Origin of the sequence: Herbidospora cretacea (assembly GCF_001570605.1) — a bacterium.
Classification (GTDB): Bacteria; Actinomycetota; Actinomycetes; order Streptosporangiales; family Streptosporangiaceae; genus Herbidospora; species Herbidospora cretacea.
The window spans coordinates 173363-192176 of record NZ_BBXG01000014.1 but is presented as its reverse complement, the minus strand read 5'-3'; the positions used below and the strand labels follow the sequence as shown (position 1 = coordinate 192176).

The 18814-nt window shown below is 71.4% G+C and carries 20 protein-coding genes; 8 read left to right on the top strand and 12 right to left on the bottom strand.

Translation table 11 applies throughout. The features are described from left to right. The first annotated feature begins 53 nt into the window (after positions 1–53). The 3 genes from AW270_RS25670 to AW270_RS41885 are packed head-to-tail and all read left to right on the top strand — an operon-like array spanning position 54 to position 1962. A complete protein-coding gene (locus AW270_RS25670; RefSeq protein ID WP_245674847.1) occupies positions 54–710 on the top strand; it encodes a glycosyltransferase family 2 protein in 657 nt (218 codons plus the stop codon). Beyond that, a complete protein-coding gene (locus AW270_RS25665) occupies positions 707–1330 on the top strand; it encodes a TIGR04282 family arsenosugar biosynthesis glycosyltransferase (RefSeq protein WP_061298394.1) in 624 nt (207 codons plus the stop codon). Before AW270_RS25670 ends, AW270_RS25665 begins: the two co-directional genes overlap by 4 nt. After that, positions 1327–1962, top strand: a complete 636-nt coding sequence (locus AW270_RS41885) for a methyltransferase domain-containing protein (protein ID WP_061298392.1) — start codon at positions 1327–1329, stop codon at positions 1960–1962. Before AW270_RS25665 ends, AW270_RS41885 begins: the two co-directional genes overlap by 4 nt. Here AW270_RS41885 and AW270_RS25655 read toward each other — a convergent pair. Together AW270_RS25655 and AW270_RS25650 are read right to left on the bottom strand one after the other, a co-directional pair. Then, on the bottom strand, positions 1959–2330 hold the full coding sequence (locus tag AW270_RS25655) for a hypothetical protein (protein WP_157522618.1): 372 nt from the start codon (positions 2328–2330) through the stop codon (positions 1959–1961). The two genes, AW270_RS41885 and AW270_RS25655, sit on opposite strands and share 4 nt — an antisense overlap. Then, entirely contained in the window at positions 2327–3436 is a 1110-nt protein-coding gene (locus AW270_RS25650; protein WP_082801834.1) for a molybdopterin-dependent oxidoreductase, read from the bottom strand. Before AW270_RS25650 ends, AW270_RS25655 begins: the two co-directional genes overlap by 4 nt. A 112-nt stretch (positions 3437–3548) precedes the next feature. Between AW270_RS25650 and AW270_RS25645 the strand changes: the two genes are divergently transcribed. Next, positions 3549–4841, top strand: coding sequence for a glycosyltransferase 87 family protein (locus tag AW270_RS25645; protein WP_061298386.1), 1293 nt, complete (start codon positions 3549–3551; stop codon positions 4839–4841). A gap of 255 nt (positions 4842–5096) precedes the next feature. Here the strand turns inward: AW270_RS25645 and AW270_RS25640 are convergent, their stop codons facing one another. Both AW270_RS25640 and AW270_RS25635 read right to left on the bottom strand, forming a co-directional pair. Continuing rightward, a complete protein-coding gene (locus AW270_RS25640) occupies positions 5097–5879 on the bottom strand; it encodes a TspO-related membrane protein (protein WP_061298383.1) in 783 nt (260 codons plus the stop codon). 342 nt (positions 5880–6221) lie between these two features. Next, positions 6222–7451: a hypothetical protein gene (locus AW270_RS25635; RefSeq protein WP_218009343.1), complete on the bottom strand. Its 1230-nt coding sequence runs from the start codon at positions 7449–7451 to the stop codon at positions 6222–6224. Between the two features lie 745 nt (positions 7452–8196). Here AW270_RS25635 and AW270_RS25630 point away from each other — a divergent pair. The 3 genes from AW270_RS25630 (at position 8197) to AW270_RS25620 (ending at position 10226) form a co-directional block, all read left to right on the top strand. Then, positions 8197–8523 carry a hypothetical protein gene (locus tag AW270_RS25630; protein ID WP_157522615.1) on the top strand — a complete coding sequence of 109 codons (327 nt, stop codon included), beginning with the start codon at positions 8197–8199 and terminating at the stop codon, positions 8521–8523. 70 nt (positions 8524–8593) lie between these two features. Next, positions 8594–9661, top strand: a complete 1068-nt coding sequence (locus tag AW270_RS25625) for a hypothetical protein (RefSeq protein WP_061298379.1) — start codon at positions 8594–8596, stop codon at positions 9659–9661. A gap of 145 nt (positions 9662–9806) precedes the next feature. Continuing rightward, positions 9807–10226 carry a site-specific integrase gene (locus AW270_RS25620; RefSeq protein WP_157522612.1) on the top strand — a complete coding sequence of 140 codons (420 nt, stop codon included), beginning with the start codon at positions 9807–9809 and terminating at the stop codon, positions 10224–10226. A gap of 63 nt (positions 10227–10289) precedes the next feature. Here the strand turns inward: AW270_RS25620 and AW270_RS25615 are convergent, their stop codons facing one another. The 8 genes from AW270_RS25615 to AW270_RS25580 form a co-directional block, all read right to left on the bottom strand. Beyond that, a complete protein-coding gene (locus AW270_RS25615; protein ID WP_061298374.1) occupies positions 10290–10505 on the bottom strand; it encodes a hypothetical protein in 216 nt (71 codons plus the stop codon). 104 nt (positions 10506–10609) lie between these two features. Continuing rightward, positions 10610–11305, bottom strand: coding sequence for a hypothetical protein (locus AW270_RS25610; RefSeq protein WP_061298372.1), 696 nt, complete (start codon positions 11303–11305; stop codon positions 10610–10612). Then, positions 11302–12207 (bottom strand): ABC transporter ATP-binding protein, encoded by a 906-nt coding sequence (locus AW270_RS25605; RefSeq protein ID WP_061298371.1) that lies wholly within the window; start codon positions 12205–12207, stop codon positions 11302–11304. Before AW270_RS25605 ends, AW270_RS25610 begins: the two co-directional genes overlap by 4 nt. Then, positions 12204–12578, bottom strand: a complete 375-nt coding sequence (locus AW270_RS25600; RefSeq protein ID WP_061298369.1) for a GntR family transcriptional regulator — start codon at positions 12576–12578, stop codon at positions 12204–12206. The genes AW270_RS25605 and AW270_RS25600 overlap by 4 nt, the downstream gene beginning before the upstream one ends. A 257-nt stretch (positions 12579–12835) precedes the next feature. After that, the gene (locus tag AW270_RS25595) at positions 12836–13666 is read right to left on the bottom strand and encodes a hypothetical protein (RefSeq protein WP_061298367.1); all 831 of its coding nucleotides are present in this window, start codon (positions 13664–13666) and stop codon (positions 12836–12838) included. 256 nt (positions 13667–13922) lie between these two features. Next, positions 13923–14330 carry a M55 family metallopeptidase gene (locus AW270_RS40675; protein WP_218009342.1) on the bottom strand — a complete coding sequence of 136 codons (408 nt, stop codon included), beginning with the start codon at positions 14328–14330 and terminating at the stop codon, positions 13923–13925. After that, positions 14228–15208 carry a hypothetical protein gene (locus AW270_RS40670; RefSeq protein ID WP_218009341.1) on the bottom strand — a complete coding sequence of 327 codons (981 nt, stop codon included), beginning with the start codon at positions 15206–15208 and terminating at the stop codon, positions 14228–14230. The genes AW270_RS40675 and AW270_RS40670 overlap by 103 nt, the downstream gene beginning before the upstream one ends. A 56-nt stretch (positions 15209–15264) precedes the next feature. Next, positions 15265–16290, bottom strand: coding sequence for a LacI family DNA-binding transcriptional regulator (locus AW270_RS25580; RefSeq protein WP_061298361.1), 1026 nt, complete (start codon positions 16288–16290; stop codon positions 15265–15267). A gap of 173 nt (positions 16291–16463) precedes the next feature. Between AW270_RS25580 and AW270_RS25575 the strand changes: the two genes are divergently transcribed. Continuing rightward, a complete protein-coding gene (locus AW270_RS25575) occupies positions 16464–18755 on the top strand; it encodes a glycoside hydrolase family 9 protein (RefSeq protein ID WP_218009340.1) in 2292 nt (763 codons plus the stop codon). The last annotated feature ends 59 nt before the right edge of the window (positions 18756–18814 follow it).

Genomic DNA, 18814 nt, shown 5'->3' with positions numbered 1-18814 from the left:
TCGTAAGGACTGGTGACCGGGATTCGGGCCCGGTTGTTCCTACGGTGGCGGGTGTGATCGAACCAACAGTGGACGTGGTGCTGCCCTGTCTGAACGAGGCCGAGGCCCTGCCGTGGGTCCTGGAACGGATTCCGCCCGGCTGGCGGGCCCTGGTGGTGGACAACGGGTCGACCGACGGGTCGGCCGGCCTCGCCCGGTCCCTCGGGGCGACCGTGGTGACCGAAACGCGGCGCGGATTCGGGGCGGCCTGCCACGCCGGGCTCATGGCGGCCACGGCGGAGATCGTCTGTTTCTGCGACTGTGACGCCTCACTCGATCCGGGGCTGCTGACGGGATTCGTACGGAGAATCGAAGAAGGCGACGACCTGGTGCTGGGGCGGCGGCGCCCGCAGTCGCGCGGGGTGTGGCCCGCGCACGCGCGGGCCGGGAACTACGCGCTGTCGCACCTGGTCAGACGGCGGACCGGGCTGCGGCTGAAGGACCTCGGACCGCTGCGGGCGGCCCGGCGGGACGGCCTGCTCAAGCTCGGACTGACCGATCGGCGCAGCGGTTACCCCCTGGAGATGGTGGTCCGGGCCGCCGACGAGGGCTGGCGGATCCGCGAGGTCGACGTCCCCTACCTGCCCCGCAGCGGCAAGTCCAAGGTCACCGGGACCTGGCGGGGAACGTTCCAGGCGGTCATGGACATGCGGAAGGTGCTGGCCCGATGACGACCACCCTGCTCGTGATCGCCAAGGAGCCGGTGCCCGGCCGGGTGAAGACCCGGCTGACGCCGCCGTTCAGCCCCGAGGAGGCCGCCACGCTGGCGGCGGCCGCGCTCTCCGACACCCTGTCCGCCGCGCTCCGCACCCCGGCCGACCGGCACGTGCTCGTGCTCGACGGCTCCCCGGGCCCGTGGACGCCCCCGGGCCTGGAGATCCGCCCACAGCGCGGCGGCGGCCTGGACGAACGCCTGGCCGCCGCCTTCGCCTCCTGCGACGGCCCGGCCCTGCTGATCGGCATGGACACTCCGCAGGTCACTCCCGGTCTCCTCGAACCGGCTCTGGACTTCGGGGCGCACGACGCCTGGTTCGGCCCGGCCGACGACGGCGGCTTCTGGGCGCTCGGGCTGCGGGACCCCGACCCGGCGCTCCTGCTCGGCGTGCCGATGTCGGTCCCCGAGACCGGTGCGGCGCAGCGGGCCCGGCTGCGGGGTCTGCGCGTCGGTGAACTGCCGGGGCTCCGCGACGTCGACACGGCCCGCGACGCCGAGGTGGTCGCCGCCCAGGCTCCCCGCACCCGGTTCGCCGCCGTGCACGCCCGTCTGTCGGCGCGGGCGGTCACCCGGTGACCTGGTACGACGACCCCTACGCCCTCGCCTTACACGCCGGACGCGGCCCGCTGTTCCTGCGCCGCGACGACGGCCGCCGGTTCCCGCTCGACGTCGAACGCTGGTGCGCGGGGACCGACGCCGCCGACCGGTCGGTGCTGGCCCGCTGCCGAGGGGCGGTCCTGGACGTCGGCTGCGGACCCGGCCGTCTGGTGGCCGCCCTCGCCGAGCGGGGCCACCGCACGCTCGGCGTCGACATCAGCCCGGCCGCCGTCGCCGGGACCCGGCGCAGGGGCGGCATGGCCCTGTGCCGGTCGGTGTTCGAACCGCTCCCCGGCACGGGCCGCTGGACGACGGCGCTGCTCATCGACGGCAACATCGGCATCGGCGGCGACCTAACGGCGCTGCTGCGGCGTCTGGCCGAACTGACCGCCCCCGACGGCCGGCTGATCGCCGAGGCCGACCCCGCCGAGGTGGACGAACGCCACCTGGTCTGCCTCGACGACGGCAGCGGCGGTCTCGGCGCGCCGTTCCCGTGGGCACGGGCGGGCGTGGCGGCGCTGGTCCGGCACGCCGCCACGGCGGGCTGGTCGCCCGTCGGCGAGTGGTCGGTGGCGGGCCGCCGGTTCGTGGAACTGGCCCGCCCCCTCTAGCGCCGGCGGCGGACCAGCACCAGCGCGACCGCCACCACGGCGACCACCCCCAGGCAGATCAGCAGGTTGCGGCCGTAGGGCAGCGTGAGCAGCGTGGGGTTCGGCGGCGGTCCTGGCCGCAGCAGCACCGGCAGCGTGACCAGGACCAGCGCGCCCATGGAGATCAGCGCCCCGCGCACCACCGCCCGGTCGGGCAGCCGCGCCACCAGCAGGCCGGTGAGCAGGACCAGCGGCCCCACGATCGCGTCGTGCAGGGCGACGGCCCCGGCGAACCCGGCGGCGACGCCCCACAGGCCCGGCAGTGGCAGCAGGAAGAACAGTCCGACGGCGATCAGGGCCACCCCGGCCACGCCCAGGATGATCCTCACCGGACCTCCAGCCTGGACACCCATTTGGTCTGCAGGACGCCCGGCCGGTTCGGGGCGATGATCCGCGCCGGGTAGCCGTGGTCGAGCGAGAGCACCTCGTCGTTGAGCCGGAGCGCGAGCAGGGTCTGCGGGTCGGCGGCGTACTGGGCGGGCATCTCCATGACCCGGTAGTAGCCCCACGCCTCCAGCGAGGTCACCCGCAGCGCCGAGCCCGGTGGCGCGCCCGCGCGTTCCAGCAGGTCGCCGATCGGCACGCCGCTCCACCAGGCGTTCACGCTCCACCCTTCGACGCAGGCGATCGGGAGGCGCACCCGCCGCTGGGGGAGGGCGTTCAGTTCGGCCAGCGTGATGCGGTAGGGGCGGGGGCCGGTGACCTCCAGCGCCCAGCCGTCGGCCGAGGCGTGGCTGACCCGCGCGGCGGCGGCCGTGCGGTTGACCGGCACGCCCTGGGTGGCGAGGTCGGGGCTGCGCGGCGCGAGCAGGGTGAAGGCCCGCAGGGGCGTGAACGACTGCCCGGCCGTCGTCAGCGTCACCACCCCCACCGCCGCGCCGACCCCCGCGAGGAGCGCCCGGCGGTCGGCCGCGTCCACGTCGGAGGTCTTCTTCCGCCAGTGCGCCCTGATCAGCGGCGCCTTCACCGCCAGGTGCAGCAGCAGCGAACCGGCGACGATCCAGCCGACCGCGAAGTGGGCCTGGGTGAAGGAGAACGGCCACGGATACCACTGGAGGATGTTGATCAGCCCGGTGAACAGCTCGAACACGGTGGCCGCGACGAGCAGCGCGATCGTCAGCCGCTCGACGAGATGGGCGAGCGACCGGAACGGCGGCCACTCGAACAGGCGGGGGTAGACCGTCCACAACTTGGCCATGACCAGCACGATCGCCGCCAGCCCCGACGCGACGTGCAGCCCCTGCGTCAGCCGGTAGCCCCAGACGGGCCGGGTCGGCAGCAGCCCGGTCATCCAGCCGGGCGGGTGCTGGAGGACGTGGCTGATCAGCCCGGTCAGGAAGCAGACGACGATGGCCGCCCCGAGCCAGCGGCCGATCGCCACTGCGGTCCGCGGATCGTGCAACCTGCCCCTGAACTGCGGAAGCGTGGGTCTCATGGGTCCCATGCAAGCGCGTCGGCGGCCCGTCCGGGGGAGTCGGCACCTTACGGAATCCGGACGTCCTCCGCGCGCTACGTCCGGCCGGCCGCCGGGCTGGAAGTCTGGCCGGGTGAGACTCACCATCGTCCTGCTGGCGGGCCTGGTCGCCGCGCTGGCCTGCGCCGTCACCCGGGCCGGGCAGCTCGCCGACCCCGGCGGCCTGATCGGCTGGTACGCCCTGTGCTGGGCGCTGTTCGCGGCGGCGGCGTGGTCGCTGCGCCGGGTCCCCGCCCGCTCGGCCGCGGCGCTGGTGATCGCGGGCGGCCTCGCCGTCGGGGCCACCGGTCTGCTGGACGTACCCCGGACCAGCACCGACTCCTACCGCTACGCCTGGGACGGCCGGGTCCAGGCGGCCGGGATCTCGCCCTACGACCACTCTCCGGCCGACCCGGCGCTGGCGGGCCTGCGGGACACGTGGCTGTTCCCCACCGGGCCCGTCTGCTCGGGGACGTACCTGTCGTGGTTGCCGGAGGGCGGCTGCACCCGCATCAACCGGCCGCGCGTGCCGACGATCTACCCGCCGGTGTCGGAGGCGTACTTCCTGGTCGTGCACACGCTGTCGCCCGGCGGCGCCCGCGGCAAGCCGCTCCAGGTCGGCGGTCTGCTGCTGGCCATGGCGACGACGCTGCTGCTGGTCAGGGTGGCGGGGGCGCGGGGCGCGTGCCTGTGGGCGTGGTGTCCGGCGGTGCCGGTCGAGGCGGTCAACAACGCCCACGCCGACGCGCTCGCCGTCCTGCTGGCGGTCGCCGGGCTGGCGGTGGTGGCCCGCCACCGCACCGCCGGGGGCGCGCTGCTCGGCGCGGCGGTCGCCGCGAAGTTCCTGCCCCTGCTGGTGCTGCCCGGGGCCCTTTCCCGGGTACGCCGTCCGCGCGACGTCCTGGCCGTCCTCGTCCCGGCCGGGCTGGTGGTGGCGGTCGCCTACCTGCCCTACCTGCTGGCGTCGCAGGCGTCGGTGTTCGGTTATCTCACCGGCTACACGGCCGAGGAGGGCTACCAGTCGGCCGGCGACGGCCGCTACGCCCTGGTGCGCTGGCTGGTGCCCGACGCCTGGGCGCTGCCGGTGGTCCTGGTGGCGATGGGGGGCGTGGTGGCGTACACGATCATCAAGGGCGACCCCGAGCGGCCCTGGAGCGGTGCGCTGACCGTGACCGGCACGGCGTTCCTGCTGCTCACGCCCGGCTACTCCTGGTATGCCCTGCTGCTCGTCGCGCTGGTCGCGCTCGACCGGCGGTGGGAGTGGCTCGGCGTGGCGGCCGCCGGGGCGGTGGCCTATGTCACCGACCTGGGCACGGCCGCCTACGCGGTCGCCGCCGTCGTGGTCGTCGTGCGCGGAGCGGGGCAGTTCCGCCTGGTCAGGGCGTAGTAGGACAGGGCGGCGGCGAGCAGGCCCAGGCCCCACACCGTGGAGCCGAACATCTCCATCGACACCTTCCAGACCGTCGGCGTCGGCGTCGACCAGCCGGGGATCGCTACGTGAAAGCCGCCGCCAGGACCTCGCTCACCGCCGGGGCCGGTGAGTCCCGCCGTCCCCGGCCGAGTGGCCAGGAGATCCGATATACGCGAACCGAGGAGGTGCTGATGGCCGTGACAGGCCGGTCGCCGCGCAGCGGCAGGAGGGTCATTGTCGTCGGTCGTGCCGTCTTCTGCTCCTGCGGAGCCGTATTGCTGTGGTGGCGACGAGGAGGGCGGCCGCCGCCGCGTTGACCTGCCGGGTTCGGGATGTGCGCTGGGGATTGACCGCGCTGGTCGCCAGTGCCCATGTTCCGGCCAGAGCGATGGAGGTGTAACCGTGCCGGCTCGCCGCGATGATCGCGCTCAGGACGACTGCGCCTCCCGCCACGGCCAGACGAGCGGTATTGCGCCCGGTTCGGGTCGTGGGCGCGAACGTGTCATGTCGCTGGACCGCTAACGCGTTGACGACGGAGGCGAGGCTCGTCCACCCCAGGAGCAGGCCGGTGCTGTGGGTTGCCAGGCGCTCGGCGCCGCGCGGCTGGTCGTGCTGGGCCTTGCGGTGTGCGGTGGCGGCCAGGCTCGCGGCCACCGCGAGGATGAAGGGTGTGTGGCGGAAGCGGTCGGACTGGGCCGCGATCGACCAGCAGGCGTTCGCCGTGTAAGCGCCGGCGAGCCACCATCCGGTGCGCCGGTTGACCGCGGCGGTCGGGTGCGCGGCGTGCTGGACGGTGTTGGCGGCGATGCCTGCGAAGATCGGCGCCCAGATCGCGAAGGCGTAGTCGGGAGGGGTGATCTCGGTATCGAACTCCTCGGCGCCTTCCCGGGTGCCGGCGAGCAGCGGGCCGAGTGTCGGGACGAGGATCATCGCGGCGGCGGCGGCCCCCACGGCGACGGTTCGCGCGCGGTCCGCCGCTGTGGTGTCGGCTTCGAAATCGGTCGGGAGGATCATGCCGGTTCCCCTTCCCTCCAGTCGTGCGGGCTCTCGCGGGGTGTTTATTCACGGCGGTCGCGCGGTGAGACGGTGGCGAGTAGTCCGATCGTGAGGAAGCTACCCGTCACCGTCACCTTTCCCGCACTGCGCTCCCGAGGTTCTTCAACGCCTGGTCGCGCCCGCACGCGGATCCGCTCCGATGTCCGTCACCACCAGCGGCGATGAACCCGAGAACACCACGCCGACCAGCTCATCAAGATCAATCACGACTCACTGTGACGCAGCCAGACGTTTGGTCACCACCGAATCGGCGACAGAGCCGTTGATGATGGCGGGCAGATCAGCGCTCCTTGGGTGTCGTCAATTCGCCTGTACCGGATTGCCGTGCAGCCCTCCGTCGGCGCACGGCCAGGGCCCATCGTTCATGGCGCTCAGCCCCGTGTCTGACACCAGCACAAGCTCGTCACCCAGAGCGAACGCGATCTGCCCGCGTTCGAGCAGGACGGTACGGCTCATGACGTTGCGCTGGTCATCCGGAGATGCGAGCAGCTGTCGTGGCTGAAGCTCGGCCGTGATGGCCAGGAGCCGGCCATCACGCCAGAAGACCGCCGTGCCCTCGCGGTCCAGGACCGGGTGGGAGGTGTAGTAGCCCGGCAGGTGCAGGCCCTTGCGTACGGCGCCGTCCGGTTCGAGGGCAACGAAGTGCGAACGCGACGGCGTCACGTTCTCGAACTCCGGTCCGCGGATGCTGCCCTGGCTGTCGATGAGCGGCATCGTGTGCGTGGGCCATCGGCGCACGACCGTGCCGTCCGCGTTGTAGTGGCTGGTGGAGAACGCTCCGTAGCCTTGCGAGCCGATGAGGAACTCACCGGGGCCAAGGATCGCCTTGTGCCCGGTCGGCCCCGGTGGTGTGGCCGCGATCAGGCGCCCGTCCCTGGTATCGAGGAAGAACGTGACGGCGATGCCGCTGCTGTCATCGCCGAACGTGGCCGCCACCCGATCTCCCGCGACCATCAGCGGTGTCGGGTGGTGAGCCCGGATAGAGCGCGGCGACCAGGACCGCATCGGCCGAACCTCCCCATCTGTATGGACGCCGGCTTCGACGACTCCTGGGTAAGAGATCTTGTCCAGAGCGGTGGGGGTGGACCAGTGGATCCCGCCGTCGTTGTCGTGAAGCGCGATCCGGGGAGCGCGACCAGCAAGGGCCAGTCGTCCGCGCTCGACCCGGAGCCATGCGGTGATGACCCGCTGCCCGAGCACCGCGAACGCGCAGAGCCGCTCGCTTCGCTCACACATCGGTGCGATCGTCTGGACAACGGTGCCCGAGGCGTCGATCTCACAGACCACGTCATGGCCCGGCGTTCGATGGGTGATCCAGACGTTCCCGGTGTCGCTGCTGACTCGCGGAGGGCCGGGATGGCCCTCGAACTCCCGCTTCCAGAGAACCTGTCCGGAGACATCCAGCGCGGTGAGCACCGTTCCCAGCAGATCGCGGCCACGATAGCTGGTCACGAAGAGCGGACCGGACTGGCCGGGCGCCGCCAAGCCCCACACCTGTCCCGGCATCCGTACCGTCCGCAGTGCGACCACGCACGCCCTCCACATGTCGGCGATGCGGCGCCTTCTACGGTTGGTGGGCAGTTGGCGACGACTCGACCGCATCCGGGCGTAGGTTAACGCGCTGCCGTTCTTCGAGAAACCAGCGGCGCGGACCTCAACCCCGCGGACCTCACCCACGCGAGCCGAGCCGAGCGGGACCACCACGGCCCGGTGCTGATCCGCAGGCTCGACCTGGGCGAGGCCGGTGAGGAACGAGAGGGGCGAAGAACACGGCATCGGCCTCACCGCCGGCCGGCGGGGAGCGCCACGGCGGCGGCTCCGGCGCCACCGCGCGGCATGACGGGCCACTTGGCCACGCCGACGTATCACAGCCGCAGGAGCCTGGCGGTGAGCATCGGAGTTCCGGATCCCGGCGGCCCCGCCCATCTCCAGATGGGCCTGGTCGGTGAACGCGAACGGCCCCGACACCGTAAAGGTGGTGGGCCCGCTGCGAGACGTAGCTCCCACGAGATCGGCGAGATCGACAAGGTCAGCGAGGTGCTCGATCCCGTCCACCGTCCGGCAGCGCTGAGGAGGCAGCGGCGGATCTGGGCGCGGCCTCAAGGCTCCCTGAGAAGGGATGAGCATGCATCGATCGGGCTTGCATCATCGGTTGTCGGCCGCTTGTGGGGGTCGGCGCGTTCCTGATCACGATTTGTGCGCATGTGCTGCCGGTAGGTGCGGTAGCGGCGACGATGAGCGGGTGGGGAGCGGGAGAGGCCGGCGGATCGCGGCCGTGGTCGTCGCGGTGGCCGGGGTGGCCGTGCTGATCGTCGTGGTGTCCGGACCTTTGGACGTCAAGGACAGCGTCAATGTGGCTGATCTGGCTGCGGTGCTCTTGGCCGCAGCACCTTTGGTGGTGGGCATCGTGCTGTGGGCCAGACGGCCCCCGCCCGCCAGCGCCGACGCTCCCGAAATCCCCGGCATCCCCGCCGCTGGCGCCCTGGACACCGGTTCCCCTTCCGGGCCGGGGCAGGGATCGCCCGCGCGGGCGGGCGTCTTTGATGGCGGGGGCGGGCTGTCGGTGTCGCGTTCCCCTGGAGCGGCAGCTTTTCGCACGTGATCGCCGTGTGCGCGGTGGTCTGAGGGCGGCTTCATCGCCGCCCTCACTCTTCTATTTGCGGAGCATTTCCATGACCAAGATCGACGCCGAGACCGCCTGTCTCACCTGGATCAGGACCGGCGATCTCGACCAGGCGGTCCGGGTGTTCGGCGGGCACCCCCTCGTGTCGGAACCGGAGACCCTTGACGGCCTGTTCGGCATCGCCCCGGAGGACCTGCCCGACGACGCCACCGGCGTGGCCCTGGTGGCACGCCACGGGGAGTGGGCCGTGCTGATCGAGCCGTTCGCGTTCCGCGGCCTGAGCCAGACGTTGTTGTGCGAAGCCGCTGCCGAGGGCGAGGCGTACCGGGTGGCCTGGACCGTCAACAGGTCCACGTTCGTCAGCTACGTGAGAGACGGCGAGGTCGTGGCGAGTTTCGACGCCCAGGACCTGGAGGGAGCCCACGGCCGGGACTGGATCGACGCGCTCCCGGTGAGCGCGGCCGACTGGGACGCCGACTGGATGGCCGCCGCGTTCGCCGTGGCCGGGCACCTGTCCGGCATCGTGATCGACGCCGACTGGCTGGCCGCCTCTCACTCCCTCCACTGGCTGCGCCCGATGACCGTCCGGCGGGCCCCGGCCCTGCGGATCGACGCGAGGATGCGCTCCATCGCCGAGACCGACCCGCGCATCGCCCAGATCATCGCCGAACCCACGCCCGCCAGGCTTCCGGAGATCGTCCTCATCGCCGCCACCATGGCCGTGGCCACGGCGGGCCTCGACGGACCCGCCGTCGAGGAGGCCCTGGCCCTGATCACGGACAGGGGGCATTCGGCTGAGGTCGCGACCCGTCTTCGCGCACTCCAGGACGACTGCACGGCACGGATGTGGGAGGCCTACGAGTCCTGGCCCGAGGAGAGCAGGGAGGACAGTCCGTACCCCGGCCATGACACCACCTACGGCCGGTGGCGGATCAAGGCGACGGCGGCGGAGATCCTGATCCTGGCGCTGACTCCCGCCCAGGACCTCGCCGATCAGGCGCTGGAGATCACCAACACGACCGGTGGCACCTATCTCAGCCAGGAGAACGGTGACATCGCCCGGCACCACGCCCTCGGCTCGGTCGCCTACTTCCTGGCCACGGGCGAGAACGCGTGAGGATCAGAGCTCCGCGAGCGCGGAGCTGGCGGAGCATCGAGGAAGGGCAGGCAGGCGAGCGGGAAGTCGGCCAGGGCGGCCGCTATGAGAATCTCGGGGGCCCGCTGAGCGCGGTCAGGATCGCCGCGAAATCACTTCACGAAAGGTGATCGGCCTGCCGGGCCGCCTAGCTGTGGCTGACGACGGCCTGGAGAAATGGATCGAGCGGTATCTGGATCTGGCGGTGCGCGGGGTCCGTTCAGCGGAGGTCCAAGGGAAGATCGCCCGGCATCTGCAGCGGTTCCGGCTGTGGATCGAGGCCCATGAACGGATCTCGGCGGTCACCGCCCGGGAGGTGACCGCCTGGCGCGGCCACCTCGCCGCCGGAGTGGAACAGACCGCGACCGGTCGAGCGACGGGCATGGCACCGGCGACGGTGAACAACCACCTGGCGCACGTCTCAGCCTTGTTCTCCTGGATCACCGCGCACGCCCCGGCCGGACTACCGCCTTCTGGAGATCCGACCAAACGGGTCGAGCCGCTGCGTCTGCCCGCCCCCGAGGTGCAGCACAGGTCCGCACCGTAAAGAACGTGGATCAACACCATCGCCGGCGCCTACGGCGCCGTAGCCGATACTCGGGCGCGACGCTCAGGAGTCGCGGCGGGCATTCCTTCGCGGCGCGATGAAGACGGCCCAGGCGGCCACACCAAGGCCTGGGCCGAAGAACGAACCCAGCCCCATTCCGTAAGTGAGGTTGTCGAAGAGACCCCCGACCACGACGCCGACGAGGAGGCCGAAGGCGGCGCCGAATGCGATCCAGATCCCGAGACCTGCGGCGGGCGGGGGCGTGTTGTCGTTCGTCATTGCATCTCTCCCAAGGACGAGGGCGGACAGGGCTGACGATCTGGCGGCCCATCACGGCGGAGTCGGCGTTCGCGTTGTCCGGAGCGGCCGAGTGCCCGCCGCGCCTACGCCGTGGCACGGCGGATGAGCCTGTACCCGCCGACCGCGAACGCGGCGGCCACCAGGACGGGCCAGCCGGCGAGCAGAGCCGTGGGGGACTGGTCGAGCAACCAGCGGCCGATCGCGTGCCATTGCCGGGTCCACGTGATCAGCGTGGCGGCCAGCCCGAGCGCTGTGAACGTCAGGGTGAGGCCGGCGAGGACGCCGGTGGTGCCCCAGCGCAGGTACAACGTGCCGAGCAGGATCCCGAGGTGGGTCAGGACCAGCATGGGTACCGCGTACCCGAGCAGGAGCAGCACCGGGTTGGCGTCATCCATGAACGGCAGGCCGAAGAAGCGCATCCCCCACCCCCAGTAGCCGGTGGCCTGTTCCACGGCGCGCAGCAGGCAGAGCACCAGCGCGTAGAGCACCGACTGGACGACCGCGAGCAGCGACCAGGCCAGGTAGAACTCCCGGCGGGTCACGCTGATGCCCAGCGCGTACGGGAAGATCTGGGTGACCGAGACGGTGGCCATTCCGATCGCGCCGCCGCACAGGCTGACCACGCCGCCGGTGGTCGTCACGCCGTCGCCCGGGTCGTGGTTCGCCATGACGCTCAGCAGGTTGACGCCGAACGCGACGGCCGTTATGCCCCACGTCCAGCCCACGATCTGCGGCCAGGCCGGCATCTGGAGACGGGCCACCTGACGGATGCGGTTCATCGGGCGGCCTCCCGGTCCGTCGGCGCCGTTGTCGTCGGCGGTACGGTCAGGCGGACCACGAGTTGCTGCAGCGACAGCGGCTCCAGCTCGACGTTCAGCGTCTGCGCGAGCGCCTTCGCCTGCGGTCCCAGCCCATCGAGGACGGTCGCCCGGATCAGGCCGCTCAACCGCTCGCGGTGCAACTCGGTGCGTCCGGCGGCGAACCCGTCCACGGCCTCCGCCCGTCCGGTGGCCGCCACCGCTCGCCCGCGCAGGTCGTCGGCGTCCTCGTCGAGCAGCAGCCGGCCACGGTCGATGAGCAGCACCCGCTCGACCAGATCGCTCACCTCGTCGATGAGATGGGTGGACAGCACCACGGTGCGGGGATGCTCGGCGTAGTCGGCGAGCAGGCGGTCGTAGAAAAGCTGCCGGGCGGCCGGGTCGAGCCCGAGGTACGGCTCGTCGAAGAACGTCAGGGGCGCCCGCGCGGCCAGCCCCACGGTCACGCCGAGGGCCGACAGCATGCCCCGCGAGAGCCTGCGGACCAGCCGCCCGGCCGGTAGCTGGAAGTCCGCGGCGAGGCTGTGCGCGAACGTGTCGTCCCAGTTCGCGAACAGCCGGCGTGCGGTGCGAAAGACGTGGCCCACGGTGTAGACGTGGGGGTAGCGCTGGCTCTCCCGGACGAAGCAGACCTTCGACAGGACGGCCGGGTTCTCCACCGGGGGCGCGTCGAAGACCGACACGTTCCCCGACGACGGGAACGCCTGCCCGGTGAGGATCTGCATCAGGGTGGTCTTGCCCGCTCCGTTGCGCCCGAGCAGGCCGTAGATCGTGTGCTCGGCCAGCGCGAAGCTCACGTCGTCGAGCGCCGTGACGTCACCGAAGCGCTTGGTCAGCCCGTGTGCGGTTGCCACCGCCGTCATCCCAGGTCCCTTCCGACAACCGCACCGGATGAATCGATCATCTTCATCAGCTCGTCGTGGCCGATGCCGAGCTTGCGGGCCTCGGCGAGCAGGGGTTCCACGTACTGTTCGGTGAACCGTTCCCGTCGCCGCTCGCGCAGCCTGGCCCGGGCGCCCTCGGCGACGAACATGCCGATGCCGCGCCGCTTGTAGAGCGTTCCCTCCGACACGAGTTGGTTGACGCCCTTGGCCGCGGTGGCCGGGTTGATCCGGTGAAAGGCGGCAAGCTCGTTGGTGGACGGGACCTGGGCCTCCTCCACCAGCGACCCGTCGATGATGGAGTTCTCGATCAGTTCGGCGATCTGAAGGAAGATCGGTCGGTCGTCGTCCATCGTTGGCTTAGCCGCCCAACTGGTTAGCTACATGTGTAACTAACCATGCAACCGCGCGCCGCGGCTGTCAAGCCCGCCCGGGCGTCCTGCCATCTCGAAGTCCATGCCACGCGACACACGCAGTTCCTTGTACGACTTCTCCAGACCCGGCTGCGACTCCGGCGCCACCGCGCCGGAACAACGGCCACCTGGCGGTGAGCATCGGCGCTCCGGCTTCAGCGGTCCCGCCCATCCCCACCTGGTGTCCGCGTCGGGGGCTACGAGTCCTGCTGCACGATTCGGCCCAAAGCCATCGGGCGGCTGGACACCGGGTAGAAGGTGCTCTCGTTCACGCCCCACCAGTAGCCGGTCGGCCGGTTGTCCACGGTCTGGACGAAGATCCAGCCACGGCCCGCGCCGTTGTACTCCTCGCCCTCGTCGATCCCGTCGTAGTCGGGGACCGCCCGCGTGTCCGGGTACGCCATGTAGGAGGAGTTCGCGCCGGCGGTCTGCGCGGCTCCGTGCGGGTTGCTGGTGCTGTCGATCACGCGTACGGCCCACTCGGTGGTGGCTGGGTTGCCGTCGCGGTCGTACAGGTGCTTGTCCTGGACGATCATGACGTGGCCGGTGGTCTCGCCGCTGCCGCCGCTGCCGCCGTCGAGGTACTTGATGGCGATGATGTCGCCCTGTCGGAGGATGCTGACGCTTCCGATGCGGGCGTAGTGGTCCGAGACAGACGCCCCCTTGATGGTGTCGTAGTAGTCGGCGGCGTATGGGCTGGTGCTGCCGTAGGACGCCTGGAAGTAGCTCGGCGTGGCCCAGGAGTAGGTGTGCTTGAGGATCTCGGTCAGGAACGACGCGCAGCGGCTCCGGTTGTGGTAGCTGGTGGGGATCCCGTTGGTGCCCCAGGTGAGCAGGGGGGTCGAGTTGGAGTAGGTGTTGAGGGCCGACTGGCTGGGCCAGGCGATCGCGTTGAGGTTGCCGGCGAGCTCGTTCGCCTCGTGGTAGTGGGTGTCGGGGTAGGTGTACGCCGCCGCGCTCGCGGGGGTGGCGGTCAGGGTTGCTGCCGCGACGGTGGCGAGGCCGGCGATGAGTGCTTTGCGGAACATGGGTGTCGGTCCTTCAGATCGCGCCTGAGCGGGATGTGCCGCAGGCGAGTAGCTGTTCGTATCGCGTTGAGATTCGCAGTCGGCGCCTGCGCCGACCGCTCCAAAGAGCACGCGGTGGTTGTGCATTTATCCGCTGACAGCCTGAGCGGTGCGAAGGGAATCGTCGCGACGCTGTCTTGGAGTCCGATCGCCTGGCCTGCAGCCGCTCGCATGCCTCTTGCGGGTGGAGGGTGTCGGCGGCGTGCTGGCCGAGCGCTCACTTGACCGGCACGGTGACCGCTCGGGGCGCCAGGGCGCTGAACTCCGCGCAGGCGGCCTCGTCTCCGCTGGCCAGGACGACCGGCACGCCGTAGGAGGAGGCGAGCAGGGTGTTGATGCGAACATCCAGGATGGCGCTGCTCGTACCGGCCCGGGCGTGGTGTCCGACGAACATCGCCGCCTGGACGCCGTTCTGCGGGCCCGCCATCATGCCCAGTTCCCGAGGCTTTCCCCGGATCAACCGGGCGCGCCGGTCGAGGTCCTCGGGCAGGAGATTGCGGTAGGTGCCCTGGGCACGGCCGCCTACGCGGTCGCCGCCGTCATGGTCGTCGTGCGCGGCGTCGGGCAGTTCCGCCTGGTCAGGGCGTGGTAGGACAGGGCGGCGGCGAGCAGGCCCAGGCCCCACACCGTGTAGCCGAACATCTCCATCGACACCTTCCAGACCGGGGCCTGGGAGAGGTTGCCCCTGCCGAGGATCCAGGCCGTCATCCCGGCCACGCCGAAGTAACCGGTCAGGCCCGCGCCGACGAGGAAGGCGGGGCCGAGCACCAGCCATCGCGGCACGTCACGCCCGGCCAGCGGGACCACCCAGCGCGGCCAGATCCGGCCGAACCGGTGGACCAGCGCCGACGGCAGGAGGGTGCCGGCCACGATCATCAAGGCGATGAAGATCCCGAAAGGCGAACCGATCGGGATCGGCTTGTGCGCCGTGACGGAATCGACCACCAGCACCGTCACCCGGGCGGCGCACCCGGCGATCGCAGCGTAGGCGGCGACGTAGGCCCAGCGCGGGGTGGGGTCGGTGCGCCGCTCCGGCGAACGGCCGTGGACCCGGGCGCAGTGGACGCAGGCGTTCCGGAGCCTGCGCTGCTCGGCGACGGCGACCGCCAGCGTCAGCGCCCCCGCCGTCGCCCCGGCCGCGCGGGTCAGCAGGCTTCCCCAGTGGTCGAGCTGGCCGAAGAGCAGGGTCGCGAGGCTGATGGGCAGCATGTACGAGTAGACGATCAGCCCGGCCCCGGACACCCAGGCCAGCGCCACCAGCGTCCACCGCGCGGGCGCGGCCCAGCGGCGTGCGGTCCCGGTGGCGATCACCGAGCACACCGCGGCGGCCGTGAACGCCAGCGCCACCGCCACCCACCTGCCGGGCGAGAACGGCTCCTCGGGAGGGGCCAGGGGCGACCCCGGGTCCACCAGCCACCACACATGGGCCGCCCCGAAGGCCGCACTCCCCACCACCGCGATGCCGGGCCAGTCGCGCGGCCTGCCTAACGCCTCGGCTCTCATCCGGACAGGATGCTCGGTCAGTGCTGTGATCCCGCTGAGGAGCGCTGAGAATCCACTCAGCGGCAGGCCGGAGGGGCGGTGCTGGCGCGCACCTCCAGCCGGGTGGCCAGTTCCACCCGGTCCTCGCCCAGCGCCGCGCCGGAGGCCAGGGTCAGCGCCATCTGGGCGGCGGCGGCGCCCATCTTCTTCAACGGCTGACGCACGGTGGTCATCGGCGGGTCGGCCCACTGCGCCAGTGGCAGGTCGTCGAACCCGACGACGCTCAGGTCCTCCGGCACCCGCAGCCCCGCCCGGTGGGCCGCCTGGTAGACCCCCAGCGCCTGGAGATCGTTGGCGGCGAAGACGGCCGTGGGCGGTTCGGGCGACTCCAGCAGCGCCGTGCCCTGGCTCCGGCCGCCCTCCACGTACAGCGGGGCGGTGCGCACCAGGCCGGGATCGGCGGGGACCCCGGCCGCGTCGAGGGCGGCGCGGTAGCCGTCCAGGCGGGCCCGGCAGCACATCAGCGTGTCCGGGCCGTTGACCATGGCGATCCGGCGGTGGCCCAGCTCCAGCAGGTGGCGGGTGGCCGACAGGCCGCCGTTCCAGTTCGTCGCTCCCACGGACGGGACGCCGTGCTCGGGCTCGCCGCGCGGGTCCAGGGCGATCAGCGGGATGTTACGGCTGGCCAGGCGGTCGTGGTGGCGTTCGGCGATGTCGGCGGAGACCGCGATGACCCCCAGCGGGCGGCGGGCGAGCACCTGGTCGATCCAGCCCGCGTGCGGGGAGCGCCGTCCCCGCATGTCGGTCAGCCCCAGCACCATCCCGTACGCCTGGGTGACCTCGTCCATGCCGCGGATCAGCTCCAGCGCCCACAGGCTGTCCAGCGACTCGAAGACGACCTCGACGACCGCGCTCGACTCGCCGGTGTCCGGGCGGCGGCGCCAGCCGTGCTCCTTGACCAGGTCCTCGATCCGGCGGCGGGTGCTGCTGGACACCCCGGGATGGCCGTTGATCACCTTGGAGACGGTCGGGGCGGACACACCGGCCAGCTTGGCGATGTGCGCCAGCGTGACCTCCTGCCGGGGCTGCGGGTCGCGGGGCATAGCGGTCACGCCGAGATTCTACGGAGCACGGGGAAAGTGTCGTGAAAATTGCAGAATCATTCGCCGAGGAAAGCGACCTGACCAGCACGAAATGCTTTCCCTCATTCTCCTGACTGTCTTCTTCGGGCCCGGCGGTCACAAGATGCGAAGCCCATGGGTTGAGAGGACTCCGTGTGAACACCTCAGGCCGGATGCGGCTATCGGCGGCGGCACTGGCCGTCGCCCTGGCCGCGGCATCGATCACCGCGATCGTCACCACCGAGACCGCCAACGCGCTCGCCCGCCCGGCGCTCGGCCAGAACATCAAGGTCAACCAGGTCGCCTACGCGCCCAGCGCCGCCAAACAGGCGACCGTGATCAGCAACTCGAACTCGCCGCTGGCCTGGAGCCTGCTGAACGGCTCCGACCAGGTGGTGGCCAGCGGCAGCACCACCGTCTTCGGCTCGGACTCGCCCTCGGGGGACTCCGTCCACAAAATCGACTTCTCCTCGTACACGGGGACGGGCACCAATTTCGTGCTCACCGTGAACAACGAGTCCAGCCACCCCTTCGACATCGGCACGGCCGCCTGGAAGAAACTGCCCTTCGACGCGCTGGCCTTCTTCTACCACCAGCGCAGCGGCATCGCGATCACCTCCCAGTACGCCGGCGGCAACCAGTACGCCCGCGCCGCCGGACACCTGAACGTCGCCCCCAACCAGGGCGACGCCAACGTGCCCTGCCGCAACGACTGCGGCTACCGGCTCGACGTGCGCGGCGGCTGGTACGACGCCGGCGACCACGGCAAGTACGTCGTCAACGGCGGCATGTCGGCCTGGCAGCTCGTCAACGCCTACGAACGGGCCAGGAACGTCCCCGGCGCCGATCCCTCGGCCTTCGGCGACGGCACCATGTCCATCCCCGAGCGCGCCAACGGAGTCCCCGACATCCTCGACGAGGCCCGCTGGGAGATCGACTTCCTGCTGAAGATGCAGGTCCCCGACGGCCGGCAACTGGCCGGCATGGCCCACCACAAGATGCACGACGCCAACTGGACCGGGCTGCCCCTGCTGCCCGCCCAGGACCCGCAGCCCCGCGTGCTGTCGGCGCCCTCCACCGCGGCCACCCTGAACCTGGCGGCGGCCGCCGCCCAGTGCGCCCGGGTGTGGGCCTCCATCGACTCCGCCTTCTCGGCCCGCTGCCTGACCGCCGCAGAGAAGGCCTACACCGCCGCCAAGGCCAACCCGTCGAGGATCGCCCCCACCTCCGACGACGTCGGCGGCGGCTCCTACGTCGACGGCAAGATGACCGACGAGTTCTACTGGGCCGCCGCCGAGCTCTACACCACAACCGGCAAGCAGACCTACCGCAACGACCTGACCTCCTCCTCCCTGTACTACGGGCGCAGCTTCACCAACGAGGGCGCCCAGTGGGCGGAGGTCGGCAGCCTGGGAGACATCACCCTGGCGCTCGTGCCCAACGGGCTCACCTCCACCATCGGCTCGCAGCTGCGCACCTCCTTCGTCTCGGCGGCCGACGGCCTGCTGAACGTCATGCGCGGCCATGGCTACCCGGTGCCCTTCCAGCCCAACGGAGGGGGCTACATCTGGGGGTCCAACAACCTGATCCTCAACAACGCGGTCGTGCTGGGCCTGGCCCACGACTTCACCGGCGCGGAGCGCTTCCGCGCCGGCGTGTTCGAGACGATGGCCTACCAGTTCGGCCGCAACCCGCTGGGCTACTCCTACGTCACCGGCTACGGCGACAAGCCCTCCCGCAACGTCCACCACCGTTTCTGGGCCAACCAGCTCGACGGCTCGCTCCCCATCGCACCCCCCGGCTCCCTGGCTGGCGGTCCCAACAGCGGCCTGCAGGACCCCGTCGCCCAGCAGCGCCTCAGCGGCTGCCGCCCGCAGAAGTGCTACCTGGACGACATCGACGCCTGGTCGGTGAACGAGGTCGCCATCAACTGGAACGCCGTCCTGGCCTGGGTGGGCGCGTGGACCGCGGAGAAGGCCGGCACCAACGGCCCGAGCCCGTCACCGTCCCCGAGCCCCAGCCCGTCCCCGTCACCCAGCCCGTCTCCCAGCCCCAGCCCCTCGCCGAGCCCCAGCCCTTCGCCCAGTCCCAGTCCTTCGCCGAGCCCGTCTCCCAGCCCGTCGCCGTCTCCCAGCGGCGGTAGGGCCTGCACCGCGACCTACACCGTCGTCAACCAGTGGCCCACGGGCTTCGGGGCGTCCGTCGACGTGCGGAACACCGGCGCCGTCGCGCTGACCGGCTGGACCGTCGCCTGGACCTTCCCCAACGGCCAGACCATCACGCAGCTGTGGGGCGGCACGCACACCACCAGTGGCTCCGCCGTCTCCGTGACGAACCTGTCCTGGAACGGCTCGCTGACCCCCAACGGCACGACGTCCTTCGGTTTCAACGGCGGCTGGAACGGCGCCAACTCGACCCCCACCGCAGTGACCTGCACCGCTCGGTAGGGGGACGCGCCGGTGCGGCCGGGGACCAGCCCGGCCGCACCGGCGTCCTTCCCGCGCGG

Coding starts and splice junctions, on each gene's coding strand:
- AW270_RS25665 (WP_061298394.1), top strand. CDS start 707: ATGACGACCACCCTGCTCGTGATCGCCAAGGAGCCGGTGCCCGGCCGG.
- AW270_RS25650 (WP_082801834.1), bottom strand. CDS start 3,436: ATGAGACCCACGCTTCCGCAGTTCAGGGGCAGGTTGCACGATCCGCGG.
- AW270_RS25640 (WP_061298383.1), bottom strand. CDS start 5,879: ATGATCCTCCCGACCGATTTCGAAGCCGACACCACAGCGGCGGACCGC.
- AW270_RS25625 (WP_061298379.1), top strand. CDS start 8,594: ATGACCAAGATCGACGCCGAGACCGCCTGTCTCACCTGGATCAGGACC.
- AW270_RS25615 (WP_061298374.1), bottom strand. CDS start 10,505: ATGACGAACGACAACACGCCCCCGCCCGCCGCAGGTCTCGGGATCTGG.
- AW270_RS25610 (WP_061298372.1), bottom strand. CDS start 11,305: ATGAACCGCATCCGTCAGGTGGCCCGTCTCCAGATGCCGGCCTGGCCG.
- AW270_RS25605 (WP_061298371.1), bottom strand. CDS start 12,207: ATGACGGCGGTGGCAACCGCACACGGGCTGACCAAGCGCTTCGGTGAC.
- AW270_RS25600 (WP_061298369.1), bottom strand. CDS start 12,578: ATGGACGACGACCGACCGATCTTCCTTCAGATCGCCGAACTGATCGAG.
- AW270_RS25595 (WP_061298367.1), bottom strand. CDS start 13,666: ATGTTCCGCAAAGCACTCATCGCCGGCCTCGCCACCGTCGCGGCAGCA.
- AW270_RS40670 (WP_218009341.1), bottom strand. CDS start 15,208: ATGAGAGCCGAGGCGTTAGGCAGGCCGCGCGACTGGCCCGGCATCGCG.
- AW270_RS25580 (WP_061298361.1), bottom strand. CDS start 16,290: ATGCCCCGCGACCCGCAGCCCCGGCAGGAGGTCACGCTGGCGCACATC.